The organism is Rhizobacter sp. (assembly GCA_019635355.1).
Taxonomy (GTDB): domain Bacteria; phylum Pseudomonadota; class Gammaproteobacteria; order Burkholderiales; family Burkholderiaceae_C; genus Rhizobacter.
This window is the reverse complement of record JAHBZQ010000001.1, coordinates 4,892,039-4,910,599: the sequence shown is the minus strand read 5'-3', so window position 1 is coordinate 4,910,599 and position 18,561 is coordinate 4,892,039. Positions and strand designations below refer to the sequence as shown.

The 18,561-nt window shown below is 68.4% G+C and carries 20 protein-coding genes; 11 read left to right on the top strand and 9 right to left on the bottom strand.

All coding sequences use genetic code 11. The features are described from left to right. The first annotated feature begins 15 nt into the window (after positions 1-15). The 9 genes from KF892_22820 (at position 16) to tolA (ending at position 7,000) form a co-directional block, all read left to right on the top strand. The gene (locus KF892_22820) at positions 16-480 is read left to right on the top strand and encodes a 6,7-dimethyl-8-ribityllumazine synthase (GenBank protein MBX3627860.1); all 465 of its coding nucleotides are present in this window, start codon (positions 16-18) and stop codon (positions 478-480) included. Beyond that, positions 477-1,007 carry a transcription antitermination factor NusB gene (gene nusB, locus KF892_22815; GenBank protein MBX3627859.1) on the top strand — a complete coding sequence of 177 codons (531 nt, stop codon included), beginning with the start codon at positions 477-479 and terminating at the stop codon, positions 1,005-1,007. Before KF892_22820 ends, nusB begins: the two co-directional genes overlap by 4 nt. A 17-nt stretch (positions 1,008-1,024) precedes the next feature. Further along, a complete protein-coding gene (locus KF892_22810; protein ID MBX3627858.1) occupies positions 1,025-2,212 on the top strand; it encodes a pyridoxal phosphate-dependent aminotransferase in 1,188 nt (395 codons plus the stop codon). Positions 2,213-2,452: 240 nt separating this feature from the next. Next, a complete protein-coding gene (locus KF892_22805) occupies positions 2,453-4,081 on the top strand; it encodes a serine/threonine protein kinase (GenBank protein MBX3627857.1) in 1,629 nt (542 codons plus the stop codon). Next, positions 4,078-4,470, top strand: a complete 393-nt coding sequence (locus KF892_22800) for a TssQ family T6SS-associated lipoprotein (protein ID MBX3627856.1) — start codon at positions 4,078-4,080, stop codon at positions 4,468-4,470. The genes KF892_22805 and KF892_22800 overlap by 4 nt, the downstream gene beginning before the upstream one ends. A 66-nt stretch (positions 4,471-4,536) precedes the next feature. After that, the gene (ybgC, locus tag KF892_22795; GenBank protein ID MBX3627855.1) at positions 4,537-4,965 is read left to right on the top strand and encodes a tol-pal system-associated acyl-CoA thioesterase; all 429 of its coding nucleotides are present in this window, start codon (positions 4,537-4,539) and stop codon (positions 4,963-4,965) included. A 56-nt stretch (positions 4,966-5,021) separates the two neighbouring features. After that, the gene (gene tolQ / locus KF892_22790; GenBank protein ID MBX3627854.1) at positions 5,022-5,732 is read left to right on the top strand and encodes a protein TolQ; all 711 of its coding nucleotides are present in this window, start codon (positions 5,022-5,024) and stop codon (positions 5,730-5,732) included. Between the two features lie 16 nt (positions 5,733-5,748). After that, positions 5,749-6,180, top strand: a complete 432-nt coding sequence (tolR, locus tag KF892_22785; GenBank protein MBX3627853.1) for a protein TolR — start codon at positions 5,749-5,751, stop codon at positions 6,178-6,180. Position 6,181: 1 nt separating this feature from the next. Further along, complete coding sequence (gene tolA / locus KF892_22780) at positions 6,182-7,000, top strand: cell envelope integrity protein TolA (protein MBX3627852.1); 819 nt, start codon at positions 6,182-6,184, stop codon at positions 6,998-7,000. Between the two features lie 15 nt (positions 7,001-7,015). On the opposite strand, the gene KF892_22775 is transcribed toward tolA, so the two are convergent. The 7 genes from KF892_22775 to KF892_22745 form a co-directional block, all read right to left on the bottom strand. Then, the gene (locus KF892_22775) at positions 7,016-7,474 is read right to left on the bottom strand and encodes a DoxX family protein (protein MBX3627851.1); all 459 of its coding nucleotides are present in this window, start codon (positions 7,472-7,474) and stop codon (positions 7,016-7,018) included. Positions 7,475-7,535: 61 nt separating this feature from the next. Further along, positions 7,536-8,324, bottom strand: a complete 789-nt coding sequence (locus tag KF892_22770) for a putative DNA-binding domain-containing protein (GenBank protein MBX3627850.1) — start codon at positions 8,322-8,324, stop codon at positions 7,536-7,538. Next, positions 8,321-9,157 (bottom strand): DUF692 domain-containing protein, encoded by an 837-nt coding sequence (locus KF892_22765; GenBank protein MBX3627849.1) that lies wholly within the window; start codon positions 9,155-9,157, stop codon positions 8,321-8,323. Before KF892_22765 ends, KF892_22770 begins: the two co-directional genes overlap by 4 nt. After that, on the bottom strand, positions 9,157-9,435 hold the full coding sequence (locus tag KF892_22760) for a DUF2282 domain-containing protein (GenBank protein MBX3627848.1): 279 nt from the start codon (positions 9,433-9,435) through the stop codon (positions 9,157-9,159). The genes KF892_22765 and KF892_22760 overlap by 1 nt, the downstream gene beginning before the upstream one ends. Before the next feature lie 119 nt (positions 9,436-9,554). Beyond that, a complete protein-coding gene (locus KF892_22755; protein ID MBX3627847.1) occupies positions 9,555-10,997 on the bottom strand; it encodes an efflux transporter outer membrane subunit in 1,443 nt (480 codons plus the stop codon). A gap of 1 nt (position 10,998) precedes the next feature. Beyond that, entirely contained in the window at positions 10,999-14,172 is a 3,174-nt protein-coding gene (locus KF892_22750; GenBank protein MBX3627846.1) for an efflux RND transporter permease subunit, read from the bottom strand. A 105-nt stretch (positions 14,173-14,277) separates the two neighbouring features. After that, entirely contained in the window at positions 14,278-15,453 is a 1,176-nt protein-coding gene (locus KF892_22745) for an efflux RND transporter periplasmic adaptor subunit (protein MBX3627845.1), read from the bottom strand. Positions 15,454-15,592: 139 nt separating this feature from the next. Between KF892_22745 and KF892_22740 the strand changes: the two genes are divergently transcribed. Beyond that, entirely contained in the window at positions 15,593-16,579 is a 987-nt protein-coding gene (locus tag KF892_22740; protein MBX3627844.1) for a LysR family transcriptional regulator, read from the top strand. A 2-nt stretch (positions 16,580-16,581) separates the two neighbouring features. On the opposite strand, the gene KF892_22735 is transcribed toward KF892_22740, so the two are convergent. Continuing rightward, positions 16,582-16,965, bottom strand: coding sequence for a response regulator (locus tag KF892_22735; GenBank protein ID MBX3627843.1), 384 nt, complete (start codon positions 16,963-16,965; stop codon positions 16,582-16,584). Then, positions 16,962-17,453 carry a GAF domain-containing protein gene (locus tag KF892_22730; GenBank protein MBX3627842.1) on the bottom strand — a complete coding sequence of 164 codons (492 nt, stop codon included), beginning with the start codon at positions 17,451-17,453 and terminating at the stop codon, positions 16,962-16,964. Before KF892_22730 ends, KF892_22735 begins: the two co-directional genes overlap by 4 nt. A 117-nt stretch (positions 17,454-17,570) precedes the next feature. Between KF892_22730 and KF892_22725 the strand changes: the two genes are divergently transcribed. Beyond that, positions 17,571-18,548: a TRAP transporter substrate-binding protein gene (locus tag KF892_22725; protein ID MBX3627841.1), complete on the top strand. Its 978-nt coding sequence runs from the start codon at positions 17,571-17,573 to the stop codon at positions 18,546-18,548. Positions 18,549-18,561 lie beyond the last annotated feature (13 nt).

Below are 18,561 nucleotides of genomic sequence, written 5' to 3'. Positions count from 1 at the left end.
CGAAAGAACACCACCATGCAAGACGCTGACAAAGGCATCGCTGCCGACCTCGACGGCACCGATCTGCGCATCGGCATCGTGCAGGCGCGTTTCAACGAGCCCCTCACGAGCACGCTGGCCAAGGCCTGCATCGCCGAACTCGAAACCCTGGGCGTCGCGCTCAAGCACATCAAGCACGTGACGGTGCCGGGCGCGCTCGAAGTGCCGGTGGCGCTCAACGCGATGGCGCAGAGCGACCGCTTCGACGCGCTCATCGCGCTCGGCTGCATCATCCGCGGCGAGACCTACCACTTCGAACTCGTGGCCAACGAGAGCGGCCAGGGTGTCACCCGCATCGCGCTCGACCACGAGCTGCCGATCGCCAACGCCATCCTCACCGTCGAGAACGAAGAGCAGGCCTGGGCCCGTGCCGAAGAAAAAGGCCGCGACGCCGCCCGTGTGGCGGTGGAGATGGCCAACCTGCTGGAAGACCTCTCGTGAGCACTGAGCCCAAGAAGGCCGGCCCAGGCAAACCAGGCGGCAAGCCCGCATACAAGCCCAAGGGCGGTGCCGGCAAGGCGGGCGCGCCGAAATCGGCCCGCCGCCGCTCGCGCGAGATCGCCCTGCAAGGCCTCTACGAATGGCTGCTCTCCGGCAGCGACCCTGGTGTGGTCGACGCCCACGTGCGCGAGCAGGAAGGCTTCGACAAATGCGACAGCGCGCACTTCGATGCGCTGCTGCACGGCTGCATCGACGAAGCGGCCGACATCGACGCGGTGCTCGCCCGCCACGTTGACCGCAAGACCACCGAGCTGTCGCCCATCGAGCACGGCGTGCTGATGATCGGCACCTACGAGCTCAAGCACTGCATCGACATCCCCTACAAGGTGGCGATCAACGAAGCGGTGGAGCTGGCCAAGAGCTTCGGCGGCACCGACGGCCACAAGTACGTGAACGGCGTGCTCGACAAGGCGGCGGTCGACCTGCGGCCGGTGGAGGTCGAGGCCTTCCGCGCCTCGCGCCGCTGAGGACGCGACACCCGCCGATGAAGCTCGCCTCACGGCTCGACCACATCGAGCCCTTCTACGTGATGGAGTGCGCCAAGGCGGCCTCCGAACTCGCGGCGAGCCCGCTCTGCGACCCGGCCCAGGGCGGCCGGCCGATGATCTTCCTCAACATCGGCGAGCCCGACTTCACCGCCCCGCCCCTGGTGCAGGCTGCGGCGCAACGCTGCCTCACCCAAGGCCGCACGCAATACACCCCCGCCACCGGCCTGCCGGCGCTGCGCGAGAAGCTGAGCCAGTGGTACCGCGAGCGCTTCGGGCTCGACATCCCGGCCCGTCGCATCGTCATCACCGCGGGCGCGTCGGGCGCCTTGCAGCTGGCCTGCCTCGCGCTCGTCGACCGTGGCGACGAAGTGCTGATGCCCGACCCGAGCTACGCCTGCAACCGCCATTTCGTGGCGGCGGCCGATGGCGTGCCGGTGCTGCTCCCGTCGTCACCCGAGCATCGTTTCCAGCTCGACGCGGCTGGCGTCGAATCCGCATGGACGCCACGCACCCGCGGCGTGCTGCTGGCCTCGCCGTCCAACCCCACCGGCACCTCGATCGCGCACGACGAGATGGGCCGCATCGCCGAGGTGGTGCGCCAGCGCGGCGGCGTGACGATCGTCGACGAGATCTACCTCGGCCTGAGCTTCGACGAGGCCTATGGTCACAGTGCCCTCGCCCACGGCGACGACATCGTCTCGATCAACAGCTTCAGCAAGTACTTCAGCATGACCGGCTGGCGCCTGGGCTGGATGGTGTTGCCTGAGTCGCTGGTGGCGCCGGTCGAGAAGCTGGCCCAGAACCTCTACATCTGTGCGTCCACGGTCTCCCAATACGCCGCACTCGCCTGCTTCGAGCCCGAGTGCCTGGCCGAATACGAACGCCGCCGCGGCGAGTTCAAGGCCCGGCGCGACTTCCTCGTGCCGGCGCTGAACGGCCTCGGCCTCACGGTCCCCGTCATGCCCGACGGCGCCTTCTACGCCTGGGCCGACTGCAGCGCCCACGCCGCCAGCAGCTGGGACTTCGCCTTCGACCTGATGCGCCGGGCGCAAATCGCCGTGACGCCGGGTCGGGATTTCGGCTCCCATGCCGGAGAACGTTATCTGCGCTTTTCCTATGCCAGCAGCATGGACAGCCTCGCCGAGGCTGTGGCGCGCCTGCACCAGTTGCTGCGCGTGACGTGAGAAAGAACACGGCCTTTTGGGTGTCTGGGTGTTACTAGTGCGCGAAGCCGGTGCTTTTTGGTGCCAGCATGGGGCCAGCTTGCACTAAGCTCACATGATGGTGGTTGCTTACTGCCCCGCCGAAAGATGCACCCAAGTCCATCCATGACCGGCCCTGGCCCTGACTCCGAACCGCTCCCGTCCGTCCCGAGCAACCCGCAGTTGCCGCCGGACTCTGCGCCTTGGGTCGACACGGAAGAGATGTCGGTCGACTTCCCGCCTGCCAAGCCGCAGGTCACCCGCACGGTGACGCCCGCCGCCAACGGCAAGGGGCAGGACATGGCGACCATCGGCCACATCGGCCGCTACGCCCTCAAGTACCAGATCGGCGAAGGCGGCCTGGGCCGCGTGTTCGCCGCGCACGACCCGCTCCTGTCGCGCCTGATCGCGATCAAGACCCTGAACCTCGAGATCGCGGCCGAAGAGCGCGAGGCCTTCAACGCGCTCTTCCTGAACGAAGCGCGCGCCGCCGGGGGCCTGAGCCACCCGCACATCGTGACGGTGTTCGACGCCGGCGTGAGCGACCAGGGCGCCTACATCGCGATGGAGCTGCTCAAGGGCCGCGACCTGCGCCAGCTGCGCCTCGAAGGCTGGAAGCCCACGCCGACGCAGGCCGCGCTCATCGTGCGCCGCGTCTCCGACGCCTTGGCCTACGCCCACTCCAAGGGCGTGGTGCACCGGGACATCAAGCCCGCCAACATCTTCATGGTCGGCCGAACCCAGCCGCGCGTGCTCGACTTCGGCATCGCCCGCGTCGCCCACCAGCACGAGAGCGAAGGCGATGTCGCTGGCGGCTCGCCGTACTACATGTCGCCCGAGCAGGTGCAGCACGCGGCCATCGACCGCCGCACCGATGTGTTCTCGCTCGGCGTCGTGCTCTACGAGCTGCTGACCGGCACCCGCCCGTTCCGCGGCAATTCGCTGCAAGAGATCACCGGCGCCGTCGTCTCGCTCGTGCCGCCCAAGGCGCACGAGGTGGACGCGAGCGTGCCCCGCGCCTTGTCCGAGATCACGGCCAAGGCGATGGAGAAGAACCCCGACGACCGTTACCGCTCTGCCCGCGCCCTGTCGCGCGAGCTGCGCCATTGGCTCGAAGAGCACGCCCAGCAGGAAAGCCAGGAAGCGGCCGAAGAAGGGCTCGCGAGTGGCAAGAAGCCGGTCGTGTGGGCCCTGGCGGGCATCGCGGCGCTGGCCGTCGCGGCCACGGCCTGGTGGGCGATGTCCTCGCGCGGGCCTGCTCAGGAAGCAGAGCTCGCCCAGGCCGCCACGCCCGTCGTGGCGCAGGTCGTGACGGCACCGCCCGCCGCCGCCCCGGAAGTGGCCTCCGCGCCCGCGCCGGTCGTGACCGCCACCACGGCGCCGGTCGATGCGGCGGCGTCGGTGGCCCCCACGGCCAGCCTGCCGGCGCCCACCGTGGCAGCGATCACGCCCGCCCCGGTCACGCCCACAGCCGCCCCCACGCCGGCCCCGGCGCCGGTCCAGGTGGCCCAGGTCGACAAGACCGAGCCCGCCCCCGCCAAGCCCGCCGTCGCCGCAACCAAGAAGGAAACCCTCAAAGAACGCCGTGCCCGCGAGGCCCGCGAGCGGGAGGCCAAGCGCGCCTCGGGCGCCGTGGCCGCCACCGGCACGCTGCGCATCGCGGTCAGCCCGTGGGGCAACGTCGAGGTCGACGGCAAGCCGGTGGGCACCACGCCCCCGCTCAACGAGCTGACGCTCAGCGAAGGCCGCCACACCATCACCATCCGCAACGACGAGTTCCCACCGTTCAGCGCCAGCGTCACCATCGTGCCGGGCCAGCCGGTTTCCCTCAAACACCGCTTCGGATCATGAGAACACTCTTCGGCACCTCCTTGGCTGCGCTGGTTCTGGCGGCCCTCACCGGCTGCGTCACGCAGCCCAAGCAGGCCCCGATCGGGCTGCTCGACGTCGTCTCCCGCCCGGCCGAAAAGGCCCTGCAATCCGGCCTGCGCGCCTACGACGACGCGCAGTACGCCGACGCCGAGCGGCAGCTCAACAACGCGCTGAAGGCCGGCCTCGTCTCGCCACGCGACCAGGCCGAAGCGCACAAGGTGCTCGCCTTCATCTACTGCACCAGCAAGCGGCTGGTGGAATGCGAAGCCGAGTTCCGCGCCGCCAAGGCCTCCGACCCGGCCTTCGCGCTCAGCAAGTCGGAGCAGGGCCACCCGCTCTGGGGCCCGGTTTACAAGAAGCTCCCGTAAGGTCTTTGCAAAAGCCGCAGTGATAATCCGCGAGGCGACGGCACCCCAGCCGTCGAACTCGCGTTCATGACCGCTGCAGCCCGCACCTTCGCGCACACCCTGCGCATCTACTGGGAAGACACCGACGCCGGTGGCGTGGTGTTCTACGCCAACTACCTCAAGTTCTTCGAGCGCGCGCGCACCGAGTGGCTGCGCTCGCTCGGCTTCGCACAGGAAGCCTTGCGTGCCGAAACCGGGGCGATCTTCATCGTCTCCGAGACGCGCGTGCGCTACCTGCGCCCGGCCCGCCTCGACGACCAGCTCACCGTGACCGTCGACGTGCAGCACGCCGGCCAGGCCAGCATGACGGTGGCCCAGGTGGCCTGGCGCGGCGACGAGCGCCTGGCCGAGGGCGACATCCGCATCGGCTGCGTCGACGCGCAAAGCTTCCGGCCCCGGCGCATCCCCGAGCCCCTGCTCAAGGTGATGGACGGCTACATGGGCCGCGGAACCTGAGCACGCCGCTTGCCTCTCACCCCATCGTCTGACACAACAACAAGGATCCAGCCTCCATGAACCAAGACTTCTCCATCGTCAGCCTGGTGCTGCACGCGAGCTTCGTGGTGCAACTCGTGATGGCCGGGCTGCTTCTGGTGTCGCTGGCGAGCTGGACGGTCATCTTCGGCAAGCTCTTCGGGCTGAAGAAGGTGCGTGCGGTGAACGAAGAATTCGAACGCGAGTTCTGGGCCGGTAAAAACCTCAATGACCTGTACAACGACGCGGGAAGACGTGCAGAGGGCGCCCCGATGGAGCGCATCTTCGCCTCGGGCATGCGCGAGTTCCTGAAGCTGCGCGAGCGCCGGGTGACCGACGGCGGCCAGCTGCTCGACGGCTCGCGCCGCGCCATGCGCGCGAGCTTCCAGCGCGAGCTCGACGTGGTCGAAGCCAACCTCTCCTTCCTCGCCACCGTGGGCTCGGTGTCACCCTACGTCGGCCTCTTCGGCACGGTGTGGGGGATCATGCATGCCTTCGTGGGCCTGGCGAACCTGCAGCAAGTGTCGCTCGCGACCGTCGCCCCCGGCATCGCCGAGGCGCTGGTGGCCACGGCCATCGGCCTCTTCGCCGCCATCCCGGCCGTGATCGCCTACAACCGCTTCGCCCGCGACATCGACCGCATCGCGATCCAGATGGAGACCTTCATCGAGGAGTTCTCCAACATCCTGCAGCGCAACGCGAGCCAACCGATCGCGCCGCAGGCCACGCAGCCCGCGCCGCTGCGCTGAACGCAAGGAGCACACGATGCCTGCCGTGATGTCTGGAGGCCGCGCCGGTGGGCGCCGCCGCACCATCAACGAAATCAACATGGTGCCTTTCATCGACGTGATGCTGGTGCTGCTCATCATCTTCATGGTGAGCGCGCCCCTCATCACGACGGGCGTGGTCGACCTGCCGAGCGTGGGCAAGAGCAAGCAGCAGCCGAAGAAGGTGATCGAGGTGGTGGTCGCGAAAGACGAGACGCTGCGCCTGCGCGTCGACAACAAGGACGTGAGCACCATGACGCTCAAGAACCTCGCCGACCGCGTGAGCGCCGCGCAAGGTGGCGACGAGAGCGCGCCCGTGGTGATCTCGGCCGACAAGGCGGTCAAGTACGAATCGGTGGTGCGGGTGATGGACCTGCTGCAGAAGGCCGGCGTGCAGCGTGTGGGCCTGTCGGTGAAGAGCAACGGCTGACATGACGGTGTCGACCTTCGACCGCGAAAACCTGATGCCGAAGTCGGCCGACGGCACGAGCCGCGGCATGCTCTTCGCGGTGCTGGTGCACGTGGGCCTGGTGATCGCGCTGACGCTCGGGGTGAGCTGGAAGATGAGCGAGCCCGAAGGCGTGGAGGCCGAGTTGTGGGCCGCCGTGCCGCAGGTGGCCGCGCAACGCGACATCGCCCCCGAGCCGCCGCCCAAGCCCACGCCGAAGGTCGAACCCAAGCCTGAGCCCAAGCCCGAACCGAAGCCCGAGCCCAAGTCGCGGCCCGACCCTCAGATCGCGATCGAGAAGGCCAAGCAGGAAAAGCTGAAGAAGAAGCAGGAAGAAGAGAAGCGCGAGCGCGAAGAGAAGGAGAAGCTCGAGAAGAAGCGCGCCCAGGAAGAGAAGGCCAAGCTCGCCAAGGCCGAGGCCGAACGCCAGAAGAAGCTCGACGAAGCGCGCGACAAGAACCTCGCCCGCATGCGCGAGATGATGGGCGAGAAGGTCGGCTCGACGACGAGCACCGCCTCGCAGACCAAGGGTCCGTCGCCGTCTTACGCTGGCAAGCTGCGCGCCGCCATCTACCCCAACATCACCTTCATCCGCGCCGTGGCCGGCAACCCGACCGCCGACGTGCAGGTGCAGGCCGCACCCGACGGCACGGTGATCGCGCGCCGCCTGGTCAAGAGCAGCGGCATCCCCGAGTGGGACGAGGCCGTGCTCGACGCCATCACCAAGACCGGCAAGCTGCCGCGCGACGAAGACGGCTCGGTGCCCGCCAGCATCACCATCGGGTTCAGGCCGCAGCCCTGAGCGGGCGGTAGCGCGTCAGGCGGCCAGCCGCGGTGCGAGCAGGCTGTCGAGCGACCACTTCCCCGGCCCCCACAACACGAGCGCCAGCAAGAGGCTGCCCCAGAACACGTGCTGCTGCAGCGCAGCCGGCGCGATCTCGGTGAGGCTCAGCACGGCAACCGCGTTGACGACCGAGAGGCCCAGCGCCGCGAAGCGCCCGCCGAGGCCGAGCAGCAGCAGCACCGGCAGCACCAGCTCGCCGGCCGTGCCCATCACGGCCGCCACGGGCGGCGGCAACAGGGGCACTTTGTATTCGTCGGCAAAGAGCGCGAGGGTCGTGTCCCAGTCGTGGATCTTGGTCAGACCCGACATGAAGAACACCTGCGCGACGTAGAGCCGTGCGCCGAGTTGTGCAGCGGGTTGCAGCGCTTCGAGCGCGGCGACGAAGCGGCTCCAGAGTCTGAACAACGGAGCCAGCGCAGCGAGAGTGGTCATGGGGTTCCTCCAAGATGGTGTGGCGTCTTGGTCGTGTGACGCGGCGTGTTCTTGCAGCGGATCACGCCGCGTCGGCGTCGGCCCGCCACAGCCACTGCTGCTGCAGCGCGTGCACCAGCCACGGCTCGAATTCGAAGCCTTCACCGGCCTGTGCGAGCGCTGTCGCGAGCGATTCACCGCGCAGCAGCGCTTGCATCCAGCGTGCGGTCGTCGGGTCGACGATGTCGGCATGCGCGCGCCAGCCCGTTCGCCAGACGACGGCGTGCTCGCCCTGGCCTTGGATGAGCTGTTGTCGAGCGCGCGCGCGATGGTGGGCCGCATCGTCGCCCGGCTGGTGCGCCTTCCACAGGCTCACGATGGGGTAGCCGCTCGCGACGATGGCCACGCCGGGCATCAAAGCCAGGCGCAGGTGCGCCGGGTCGGTGTCGGTGAGCCGTTGCAGCGTCTCGGGTTCGAGCTGTGCGTCGAGCGCGCGCTCGGCTTCGGCGAGCTGCCAGTCGAGCCGCGCCATGTCGGCGAGGTAAGGCACGTCGGCCAGTTGTTCGCTCGCGGCGATGAAGGCGGGCAGGCCGGCCCCGAGCTGCGCCAGGTCTCCCCGCTGGGGCGGCTCGGCATGCCAGAAGGCGCGTGACAGTGCGGCGAAAGATTCGTCACCGACCAGGGCCTGCACGGTCGGGAACACCGCCGCCAGCGCGCGCTCGGCCGAGGCCCCGGCGTTCGCCTGGTAGGCCTGCAGGCCCCGCGCCACACCCGCGGCGCGGGCACCCAACAAGCCTTCGAGCGCGCCGCCATCCCCGCGCTGCAGGATGGCCGCCATCAGCGCCTGCTGGCGTTCGGCTTCGCTCGTCATGCGATCTGCTCGGCCCGTTGCGCTTCGTCGAGCAGCACGTCGAGCGTGGGCAGGTCGGTGTCCCACTCCACCAGCGTGGGGCGCGGGCCGAGCCGCGCGAGGGCGTGGCGGTACACCTGCCACACCGGCTCGTGCACGCGGCTGCCGTGGTCGTCGATCACGATGTCGCCCATGTCAACGTAGCCCGCGAGGTGGATCTCGCCGACCGCGCCCGCGTCGATCGCATCCACCCACGCGCAGGCACTCGCCACGGCATCGCCTGCACGCTCGTTGAGCGCATTCACCACCAGGTTGTTGACGTCGAGCAGCAGGCCGCAGCCGCTGCGGCGCACGAGGGCGTTGAAGAATTCGGGCTCGCTCATGTCCTGCTCGGCCCAGGCGAGGTAGGCCGAGAGGTTCTCGACCAGGATGGGCCGGCGCAGGCGCTCCTGCACCTGCGTCACGTTGCGCACCATGATGTCGAGCGAGGCCTGCGTGAACGCGAGCGGCAGCAGGTCATTGGCGTGCAGCACCGGCCCGCCGGCCCGCTGCGGTGCGCGCGCGAAGCTCGCGTGGTCGGACACCCGATCGGGCTCGATGCGCTCGGCCAGCCGCGCCAGCCGCTCCAGGTGCCAGGGGTCGAGCCCGGCCGCCGAGCCGAGCGACAGGCCCACGCCGTGCAGGCTCACCGGGTAGTGCCCGCGGGCCTCGTGCAGCACCGCGAGCGCCGCGCCGCCGTCGCCGAAGAAGTTCTCGGAATGAACCTCGACGAAGGCGAGCGGCGGCAGGGTGTCGAGCAGCTGCGCGTAATGCGGCTGGCGCAAGCCGATGCCGCAGCGCAGGCTGTCGTTCATCACTTCTTGGCGCCGGCCTTCTTGGCTTCGTCGGCGCTCAGGCCGCCCATGTCCTTGCAAGTGCCCTTGGCGACGTACTTCCACTCGTCGGGCGACTTGTCGGTCTTGGATTGGCCGGCGCACGAGTGCGAGCCCGAGAGGTTGGCGCAGTCGTTCTGGCCGGCCTTGGCGATGCCATAGCACTTCTCCTTGGCCTTGTCTTGCGCGGCGGCGTGGCCGGCGAGGCCGAGGGCGAGCACGGAAGCAAGCGCAGTGGAAGCGATCAGGCGTTGGGTCATGGGGGTTCTCCTTGTGAGGTGGGAAGGGTGTCGCGAACGATGACGACGACCCGCTTCCGTCGAGGACAGCGGCGGCTTCTTACAGCCGCCGCGATCATCGCCCAAAGTCCCCGGTGGACCTACTGCGCCGTCGTCCAGCCCCCACCCAGCGAACGGATCAAGGCCACCGTGCCGTTGGCCCAGCCGCCGCGCAGGCGCACGGCCTCGCGCTCCACCGCATGCAGGTCGCGCTGCGTGTCGAGCAGCTGCAGGTAGCTGTCTTCACCGGCGCGGTAGCGTTTGTCGGCCAGCTCCGCCGCGCGGCGGGCCGAGACGAGCGCCACGTCGACGTGGCGCACCTGCTCGCGCACGGCCTTGAGGTTCGCGAGGTTGTCTTCCACATCGGCGAAGGCCGACAACACCGTGCCGCGGTAGGACGCCACCGCGCCATCGAGCTGGGCCTCGGCCTGCTCGACGGCCGCCTTGTTGCGCCCGCCATCGAGGATGGGCAACGAGAAGACGACGCTCGCGAGCCAGGCGCGGCTGCTCCACTTGAAGAGGTTCTCGAGCTCACTCGACGCATGGCCGCCTTCGGCCGTGAGCGCGAGCGCCGGGAACATCGCCGAGCGGGCCACGCCCACGCGCGCGGTGGCGGCGGCGAGGCTGCGTTGTGCGGCCGTGACATCGGGCCGGCGCTCCAGCAGGGCTGACGGCACACCGGCCGGCACCTCGGGCACCTTCTCGGCGGCGAGCAGCGGCGCCACGTCGAGGCTGAAGCTGGCCGGCGCCTGGCCCAGCAGCAGCGCGAGCGCGTGCTCGGTGCGGGCGCGCTGGCCGGCGAGCGCGGCACGCTCGGCCTGCACGGTGGCGAGCTCGGTGCGCGAGCGCGCCACATCGAACTCCGCCACCGCACCAGCGCTGAAGCGGCGCTCGATGAGGCGGTTGTTCTCGGTGCGCAGGTTGAGGGTGGCATCGAGTTGCGCAAGTTCGGCATCGAGCGTGCGCAATGCAAAGTAGGTTTGCGCCACATCGGCCTGCAGCGCAAGCAGCACCGAGCGGTAGCTCGCTTCCACGCTCTGTGCGTCGGCACGCGCGGCGGCCACGCCGCTGCCCACGCGGTCGAAGAGGTCGATCTCGTAGCGTGCGCCGAGGCCGGCCTGGTAGACGGTGCCCGCCGAGGTGGCCGTGCCATCGGGCAGGCCTAGCGAGGCCGGCGCCGAGCGCGCACGGCTCGCCCCGGCGTTCAGGCCCAGCGTGGGCCAACGGCCGGCTTGTGCACCGCTGAGCGTGGCCCGTGCGGCACGCACCCGTGCCGCGGCGAGCGCGAGCGTCGGGTTGGCCTTCTCGGCCTGCGCTTCGAGGGCATCGAGGCGGGCGTCGCCAAACACGCTCCACCACGCGCCCCGCGCCGCCGCTTCGGCCGGCACGGCCGGCTTCCATTGGCCTTCAGCCGGCGCGGCTTGCTTGAAGGCGACGGGCACGCTGATCTCGGGCTCGGGCACCTTGGGCGCGAGCGAACAACCGGCCAGCAGGAGCGCAGCAGCCAGCGCGGTCAGGGGAAAGAGTCGTTCTTGGAATGTCATGTCAGACCTCGATGGCAGCGCGCGTCACCGAGACACGGCGGCGTTCGATGCGCAGCGCGAGCGTGCGCAACAGCACGTAGAAGAGCGGCGTGAGGAAGAGCCCGAAGAGCGTGACGCCCAGCATGCCGGCGAACACCGCCACGCCCATTGCATGCCGCATCTCGGAGCCCGCGCCCGACGAAAACACGAGCGGCAGCACACCCATGATGAAGGCGATGGAGGTCATGAGGATCGGGCGCAGGCGCAGCTTGCACGCTTCGAGCGCCGCCTCGACCACACCCCGGCCCTGGTGCTCCAGGTCACGGGCGAACTCGACGATCAGGATGGCGTTCTTCGACGCCAGCCCCACCAGCACGAAGAGCGCAATCTGCGTGAAGATGTTGTTGTCGCCCTTCGTCAGCCACACGCCGAGCAACGCACACAGGATGGACGCCGGCACGATGAGGATCACCGCGAGCGGCAGCGTCCAGCTCTCGTACTGCGCGGCCAGCACCAGGAAGACCAGCAGCACGCACAGCGGGAACACGATCACCATGGTGTTGCCGGCCAGGATCTCCTGGTAGGTGAGGTCGGTCCACTCGAAGCCGATGCCGCGTGGCAGCGTCTCCTTGGCGAGCTGTTCCATCACCGCCTGCGCCTGGCCCGACGAAACGCCGGGCGCGGGCCCACCGTTGAAGTCGGCCGCGAAAAAGCTGTTGTAGCGCTCCACGCGGTCGGGCCCGTAGGTGGGCGACACGTTGACGAGGCTGCCGAGCGGCACCATCTCGCCGCCGAGATTGCGCACCTTGAATTGCCCGATGGCCGAGGCGTCGGCGCGGAACGGCGCATCGGCCTGCGCGATCACCTGGTAGGTGCGGCCGAACTTGTTGAAGTCGTTGACGTACAGCGAGCCGAGGTTGATCTGCATGGTGTCGAAGATGTCCGACAGCGGCACGCCCATCTGCTTGGCCTTGGTGCGGTCGACGTCGGCCTTCAGCTGCGGCACGTTGACCTGGTAGCCCGAGAACACGCCCGCGAGCTCGGGCGTCTGCCACGCTTTCATCTGCAGCGCCTGCACGGCCTGGTAGAGCGCGTCTTGGCCGAGGTTGGCTCGGTCTTGCACGTAGAGCTTGAAGCCGCCGATGGCCCCCAGCCCGTCGACCGGCGGCGGCGGGAAGACCATGATGAACGCGTCTTGGATCGCACCGAGTTTCTGGTTCACCTCGGCCGCGATCTCGCCGCTGGTGCGGCCCTTGCGCTCCTTGAAATCATCGAGCGTGTAGAACACGATGCCCGAGTTGGGCGCGTTCATGAAGCCGTGGATCGACAGGCCCGGGAAGGCCACCGACTCCTTCACGCCCGGCACCGATTGCGCGATGTCGCTCATGCGGCGGATCACCGCGTCGGTGCGGTCGAGCGAGGCGGCGTCGGGCAGCTGCGCGAAGCCGACGAGGTACTGCTTGTCTTGCGCCGGCACGAAGCCCGAGGGCACCACGCGGAACATCGCCACCGCCGCCACCACCAGCAGCAGGTAGACGCCCATGGTCGCCGCCTTGTGGCCTAGCACGCCGCGCACGCCGTTGGTGTAGCCATTCGACGAGCGATCGAAGAAGCGGTTGAAGCGCTTGAAGAAGCCGCCGAGCGCCCAGTCCATGCCACGCGACAGACGATCCTTCGGTGCGTCGTGCGGCTTGAGCAGCGCCGCCGCCAGCGCAGGCGACAACGTGAGCGAGTTGAACGCCGAGATCACGGTCGAGATCGCGATGGTCAACGCGAACTGGCGGTAGAACTGGCCCGTCAGGCCCGACACGAAGGCGATGGGCACGAACACCGCGCACAGCACCAGCGCAATGGCGATGATCGGGCCCGACACTTCCTTCATCGCCTGGATCGTGGCCTCGCGCGGCGTGAGGCCGTTGGCGATGTTGCGCTCCACGTTCTCGACCACCACGATCGCGTCGTCGACCACGATGCCGATGGCCAGCACCAGGCCGAAGAGGCTCAGCGTGTTGATCGAGAAGCCGAAGGCCAGCAGCACCGCAAACGTGCCCACCACCGACACCGGCACCGCCAAGAGCGGGATGAGCGACGCCCGCCAGGTCTGCAGGAAGACGATCACCACCAGCACCACGAGGGCCACCGCTTCGAGCAGCGTCTTGATGACCGCGGCGATGGAGTCTTCGACGAAGCGCGTGGGGTCGTAGACGATGTCGTACTTCAGGTCTTCGGGGAAGTCGCGCTGCAGCTCGTCCATCAGCTGGCGCACGTCGCTCGACAACTGCAGCGCGTTCGAGCCCGGCGCCTGGAAGAGGCCGAGCGCCACCGCCGGCTTGTTGTTGAGCAGCGAGCGCAGCGAATACTGCGCAGCACCGAGCTCGATGCGGGCGATGTCGCGCAAGCGCGTGACGCCGACTCCGTTTCCGTTGGAGCCCGTCTTGACGATGATGTCGCCGAACTCTTCTTCGGTCGACAGCCGGCCCTGCGCATTCACCGAGAGCTGGAAGGGTGCGTTCTTGTTGGGTGACGCGCCCACCACGCCGGCGGCGACTTGGACGTTCTGCTCGCGGATGGCGTTGACGACGTCGGGCGCGGTGAGCCCGCGGGCGGCGATCTTCTGCGGGTCGAGCCAGACGCGCATCGAGTAGTCACCCGCACCGAACACCAGCACCTGCCCCATGCCGGGAATGCGCGAGAGGCGGTCCTTGATGTTGAGCACCGCGTAGTTGCTCAGGTAGACCTCGTCGTAGCGCGAGTTCGGCGACACGAGGTGCACCACCATCGTGATGTTGGGCGAGCTCTTGACGGTCGTGACGCCGATCTGGCGCACCTCCTCAGGCAGCCGCGCCAGGGCCCGCTGCACGCGGTTCTGCACCTGGGTCTCGGCCTGCTCGACGTTGGTGCCGACCTTGAAGGTGACGGTGAGGTTCATGCCGCCGTCGCCGGTGGCCTGCGAGCCCATGTACAGCATGTTCTCGACGCCGTTGATCGCCTCTTCGAGCGGCGCGGCGACGGTCTGCGCGATCACGGTGGGGTTGGCACCCGGGAAGCGCGTGCTGACGACCACCGACGGCGGCACGACCGACGGGTACTCGGAAATGGGCAGCCGGCCGATGGCGATCAGGCCTGAGAGAAAGATGAGGATGGACAACACGGCCGCGAAGATGGGCCGGTCCACGAAGAACCTGGAGAAACGCATAGGGTGTCCTGTTCACAGGCCGTTCGCCCTGAGCCTGTCGAAGGGCCTGCGCGAGGCTTCGACAAGCTCAGCCCGAACGGTGGGCGGTGGGGATCTGGGAGTGAATTACTGGCGAACGGGCGCGCTGGCAGCGGCGGTGACCATCGGCACCACCTCCGGCGTGATCGGCGCACCCGGCCGCACACGCTGCAGGCCGTTGACGACGATGCGCTCGCCGGGCTTCAAGCCCGAGCGCGCCACGCGCAGGCCATCGACCAGCGGGCCCAGCGTGACCACGCGGTACTCGGCCTTGTTCTCGGCGCCCACGACGTAGACGTACTTGCGGTTTTGGTCGGTGCCGACGGCGGTGTCGTTGATGAGCAGGGCCTCACCCTTGCCGTCGGTGCCCACCTGCACGCGGACGAAGAGGCCGGGCACGAGCGACGCATCGGCGTTGCGCAGCACCGCGCGCATGCGCACCGTGCCCGAGACGGGGTCAATGCGGTTGTCGACGAAATCGAGCTTGCCCTCGTGCGGGTAGCCGGTCTCGTTGGCGAGACCCGCCTGCACCTTCACGCCGGGGCCGCCCTTGCGGGCCAGCGCGCCGACCTGCAGGAAGGTCGACTCGTCGCCGTCGAAGCTCACGTACACCGGGTCGATGGAGACGATGGAGGTGAGCACCACGCTGCTGTCGACGAGGTTGCCCTCGGTGACCTCGGCCTTGCCGATGCGGCCCGAGATGGGGGCGCGCACCACCGAGAAGTCGAGGTTCAGCTTGGCAGACGCGAGCGCGGCCTCGTCGGCCTTGGCATTCGCCGCGAGCTGGCGGGCGTTGGATGCACGCTCGTCGAAATCGCGTTGCGAGATCGCGTTGTCGGCCTTGAGCAGCTTGGAGCGCTCGAACTCGGCGTTGGCGTGCTCGGCCTTGGCGCGGGCACTGGCCACGGCCGCTTCGAGGCGCGCCACCTCGGCCTGGTAGCTGCGCGGGTCGATGACGAAGAGCACGTCGCCCTTGTTCACCAGCGCGCCGGGCTTGAACTTCACCGCCTCGATGGTGCCGGGCACCCGGGCGCGGATCTGGGCCGACTCCACCGCCTCGATGCGGCCGGAGAACTCCTGCAGCTCCAGCACCTTCTTGGAGACAACTGCTGCCACGCTGACAGGCGGGGCGGGCGGCGCGCCCGCAGGCGCGGCGGCCTGGGCCTCGCCACCGCCCGAACAGCCGGCCAGCGACAGCACCAGGGCCGAGAGCAGCGTCAAGGCCAGGGTGGACAACATCAAGGGGGCGGGACGGACGGTCATGGGAATTCCTCTGGGTTCAAGCTTTTTATTGCGGGTTTTTGCGCATGGTCAAACATGCTGCAATGCACCAACACTTTATTAGCCAGTCAGAACCTAATAAAGTGTCGTTTCAAAGATTGACTGTTCAGGAATCAAGACAATGGACCAGTTGCGCGCGATGCAGGCCTTCGTCGGGGTGGTCGACACGGGTGGCTTCACCAGTGCGGCCGAGCTGCTCAACATGCCCAAGGCCACGCTCTCGGCGGCCGTGGCCGAGCTGGAGGCGCACCTGAAAGTGCGGCTGCTGCACCGGACGACGCGCAAGGTGACCGTCACCGCCGACGGCGCCGCCTACTACGAGCGCTGCGTGCGCATCCTCGAAGACTTGCGTGACGCCGAAGAGTCGCTCTCGTCCAAGCAAGGCTCACCGCACGGCAAGCTGCGGGTGGACGTGAGCACGGCGGTGGCGAGCCGGCTGCTCATCCCCCTGCTGCACACCTTCCTCGAGCGCTACCCCGACATCGAGCTCGAGCTCGGCTGCAGCGACCGCCCGCTCAACCTCTTGAGCGAAGGCATCGATTGCGCCCTGCGCGTGGGTGAGGTGCAGGACCCGTCGGTGGTGGTGCGCCGCGTGGGCACGATGCAGCTCGTGACCTGCGCCACGCCGGCGTATCTCGCCAAGCACGGCCGGCCCGAGCACCCGCACGACCTGAAGAAGCACGTGTGCCTGAACTACTTCTCCATGCGCACCGGCCAGGTGTTCGACTGGGAGTTCAACCGCGACAAGGAGCGCGTGGTGCTCACCGTCGACAGCCCGCTCACGCTCAACGACTCCAACGCCTACATCGACGCTTGCCTGGCCGGCCTGGGTGTCGGCCGCCTGCCGACCTACATGTTCCACCAGTACCCGAGCTGCGGTGCGCTGGAGCTCGTGATGTGCGAATGGCTGTCGGACGACATGCCCTTCCTCGTGGCCTACCCGTCGAACCGGCACCTCTCATCGAAGGTGCGCGTGTTCGTCGACTGGGTGGCCGAGACGCTGGAGCACCACACCGGCATGCAGATGTGCGAGAAGGCCAAAGCCGTGCACGAGAAGAATCAGCAGCGCCAGATGCTGGAACTCGGCGTCATGTCGACGCCCGCCTGATCTCACGCGGGCAGCGGCACGCCCGACAGACTCGCCAGCACCTCGACCGCCGTCTTCACCTTGAACGGCTTGATCATGATGCGCTGCACCTTCAGCGTCTTGAAGACGCCGATCGTGTCGGCATCGAGGCCGAGCGCCATCACGGCGATCGGCACCTCGGGGTCGCACAGCGTGGCGCCGCTGCGCACCTGCTGCACGAGCGTCACGCCGTCGAGCTTCTCGCCCAGGTCGGCGAGCAGGGCGTCGTAGACGTCGCTCTGCAGCATGCGCAGCGCCGCCTCGTAGTGAGTGGCTTCATGGATGTCGGCCAGCCGCAGCTGGCGCGCCACGTTGGCCACGGTGTTGCGCATCACGAAGTGCGGCTCCAGCAACAGCACCCGCTTCATGCCTTGCGCTCCAGCTCGTCCACCACCAGCATGCGCAGCGATTCGAGGATGCTGCGGTCGATGGCGTCGAAGCGGCGCTCCTGGGTGTCGAGCACGCACAGCGTGCCCACCACCGCACCACTCTTGAGCGTCAGCGGCGCCCCGGCGTAGAAGCGCACGCCTGGGTCGCCGACCACGATCGGGTTGTCGTGGAAGCGCAGGTCGCGCAGCGCGTCGGGCACCAGCAGCAGCTCGCGGCTGTGCACCGCATGAGAGCAGAACGACACGTCGCGCGGGGTCTCGCACACCCCCTCGAAACCCACGCGCGACTTGAACCACTGCCGGTCGCTGTCGACCAGGCTGATCATCGCCATCGGCACGTCGAACTCGGTCGCGGCGAACTGCACGATGCGGTCGAAGCGCTCTTCGGGCGGGGTGTCGAGGATGAGCAGTGCGCGCAGCGCGGCCAGGCGCTCGGCTTCGTCTTCGGGCAGGGGCGCGGGGATCATCCAAGGGATATCGGCCGATCGCGCCCGGGCTGAAGGCCTGGCACGTAGAAGCCCGGATGCCACCCGCCAACGGGGCGCTTACCCTCGAGCGTCTCCCCACCCCACAAGACCACCGCCATGCGCCTTCACCTGCCCCTGATCGCCGCCGCCCTGCTCTTGGCCGCCACCACCCACACGACTGCCCAGGCCCAGACCAAATGGGACCTGCCCACCGCCTACCCGGCCAGCAACTTCCACACCGAAAACGTCACACAGTTCGCCAACGACATCGACAAAGCCTCCGGCGGCAAGCTCAAGATCACGGTGCACCCCAACGCCTCGCTCTTCAAGGCGCCCGAGATCAAGCGCGCGGTGCAGGGCGGCCAGGCACAGGCCGGCGAGATCCTGCTCGTGAACTACCAGAACGAGTGGCAGATCTTCGGTGCCGACGGCCTGCCCTTCCTCGCGGACAGCTACGACGAATCGCTCAAGCTCTACAAGGCGCAGCGGCCGGTGCTGGAGAAGAAACTCGCCGAGCAGGGCCTGATGCTGCTCTACGCCGTGGCCTGGCCGCCGCAAGGCATCTTCAGCAAGAAGCCCATCAACTCGGCTGCCGACCTCAAGGGCGTGAAATGGCGCGCCTACAGCCCGGCCACCTCGCGCCTGGCCGAGCTGCTGGGGGCGCAGCCGGTCACGGTGCAGGCCGCTGAACTCTCGCAGGCCATGGCCACCGGCGTGGTCGAGTCGTACATGTCGTCGGGCTCCACCGGCTACGACACCAAGACCTACGAGCACCTGAAGTTCTTCACCGACACCCAGGCCTGGCTGCCGAAAAATGCGGTGCTGGTGAACAAGGCCGCCTTTGATGCGCTCGACAAACCCACGCAGGCCGCCGTGCTCAAGGCCGCCGCCGAGGCCGAGACCCGCGGCTGGGCCACCTCGAAGGCCAAGAACAACGAGTACCTCGAACTCTTGAAGAAGAACGGCATGACCATTGCGCAGCCCTCGTCGCAGCTCAAGGCCGACATGCAGAAGGTCGGCGAGGCGATGCTCAACGAGTGGCTGCAGAAGGCCGGCCCCGAAGGCCAGGCCGTCGTGAACGCCTACCGCAAGTGACGGCCCCTGCGGA

Excerpts from the sequence above, each read along its gene's own strand:
- KF892_22820 (MBX3627860.1), top strand. The coding sequence starts at position 16 with ATGCAAGACGCTGACAAAGGCATCGCTGCCGACCTCGACGGCACCGAT.
- KF892_22810 (MBX3627858.1), top strand. The coding sequence starts at position 1,025 with ATGAAGCTCGCCTCACGGCTCGACCACATCGAGCCCTTCTACGTGATG.
- KF892_22805 (MBX3627857.1), top strand. The coding sequence starts at position 2,453 with ATGTCGGTCGACTTCCCGCCTGCCAAGCCGCAGGTCACCCGCACGGTG.
- KF892_22800 (MBX3627856.1), top strand. The coding sequence starts at position 4,078 with ATGAGAACACTCTTCGGCACCTCCTTGGCTGCGCTGGTTCTGGCGGCC.
- ybgC (MBX3627855.1), top strand. The coding sequence starts at position 4,537 with ATGACCGCTGCAGCCCGCACCTTCGCGCACACCCTGCGCATCTACTGG.
- tolQ (MBX3627854.1), top strand. The coding sequence starts at position 5,022 with ATGAACCAAGACTTCTCCATCGTCAGCCTGGTGCTGCACGCGAGCTTC.
- tolR (MBX3627853.1), top strand. The coding sequence starts at position 5,749 with ATGCCTGCCGTGATGTCTGGAGGCCGCGCCGGTGGGCGCCGCCGCACC.
- tolA (MBX3627852.1), top strand. The coding sequence starts at position 6,182 with ATGACGGTGTCGACCTTCGACCGCGAAAACCTGATGCCGAAGTCGGCC.
- KF892_22775 (MBX3627851.1), bottom strand. The coding sequence starts at position 7,474 with ATGACCACTCTCGCTGCGCTGGCTCCGTTGTTCAGACTCTGGAGCCGC.
- KF892_22770 (MBX3627850.1), bottom strand. The coding sequence starts at position 8,324 with ATGACGAGCGAAGCCGAACGCCAGCAGGCGCTGATGGCGGCCATCCTG.
- KF892_22765 (MBX3627849.1), bottom strand. The coding sequence starts at position 9,157 with ATGAACGACAGCCTGCGCTGCGGCATCGGCTTGCGCCAGCCGCATTAC.
- KF892_22760 (MBX3627848.1), bottom strand. The coding sequence starts at position 9,435 with ATGACCCAACGCCTGATCGCTTCCACTGCGCTTGCTTCCGTGCTCGCC.
- KF892_22755 (MBX3627847.1), bottom strand. The coding sequence starts at position 10,997 with ATGACATTCCAAGAACGACTCTTTCCCCTGACCGCGCTGGCTGCTGCG.
- KF892_22750 (MBX3627846.1), bottom strand. The coding sequence starts at position 14,172 with ATGCGTTTCTCCAGGTTCTTCGTGGACCGGCCCATCTTCGCGGCCGTG.
- KF892_22745 (MBX3627845.1), bottom strand. The coding sequence starts at position 15,453 with ATGACCGTCCGTCCCGCCCCCTTGATGTTGTCCACCCTGGCCTTGACG.
- KF892_22740 (MBX3627844.1), top strand. The coding sequence starts at position 15,593 with ATGGACCAGTTGCGCGCGATGCAGGCCTTCGTCGGGGTGGTCGACACG.
- KF892_22735 (MBX3627843.1), bottom strand. The coding sequence starts at position 16,965 with ATGAAGCGGGTGCTGTTGCTGGAGCCGCACTTCGTGATGCGCAACACC.
- KF892_22730 (MBX3627842.1), bottom strand. The coding sequence starts at position 17,453 with ATGATCCCCGCGCCCCTGCCCGAAGACGAAGCCGAGCGCCTGGCCGCG.
- KF892_22725 (MBX3627841.1), top strand. The coding sequence starts at position 17,571 with ATGCGCCTTCACCTGCCCCTGATCGCCGCCGCCCTGCTCTTGGCCGCC.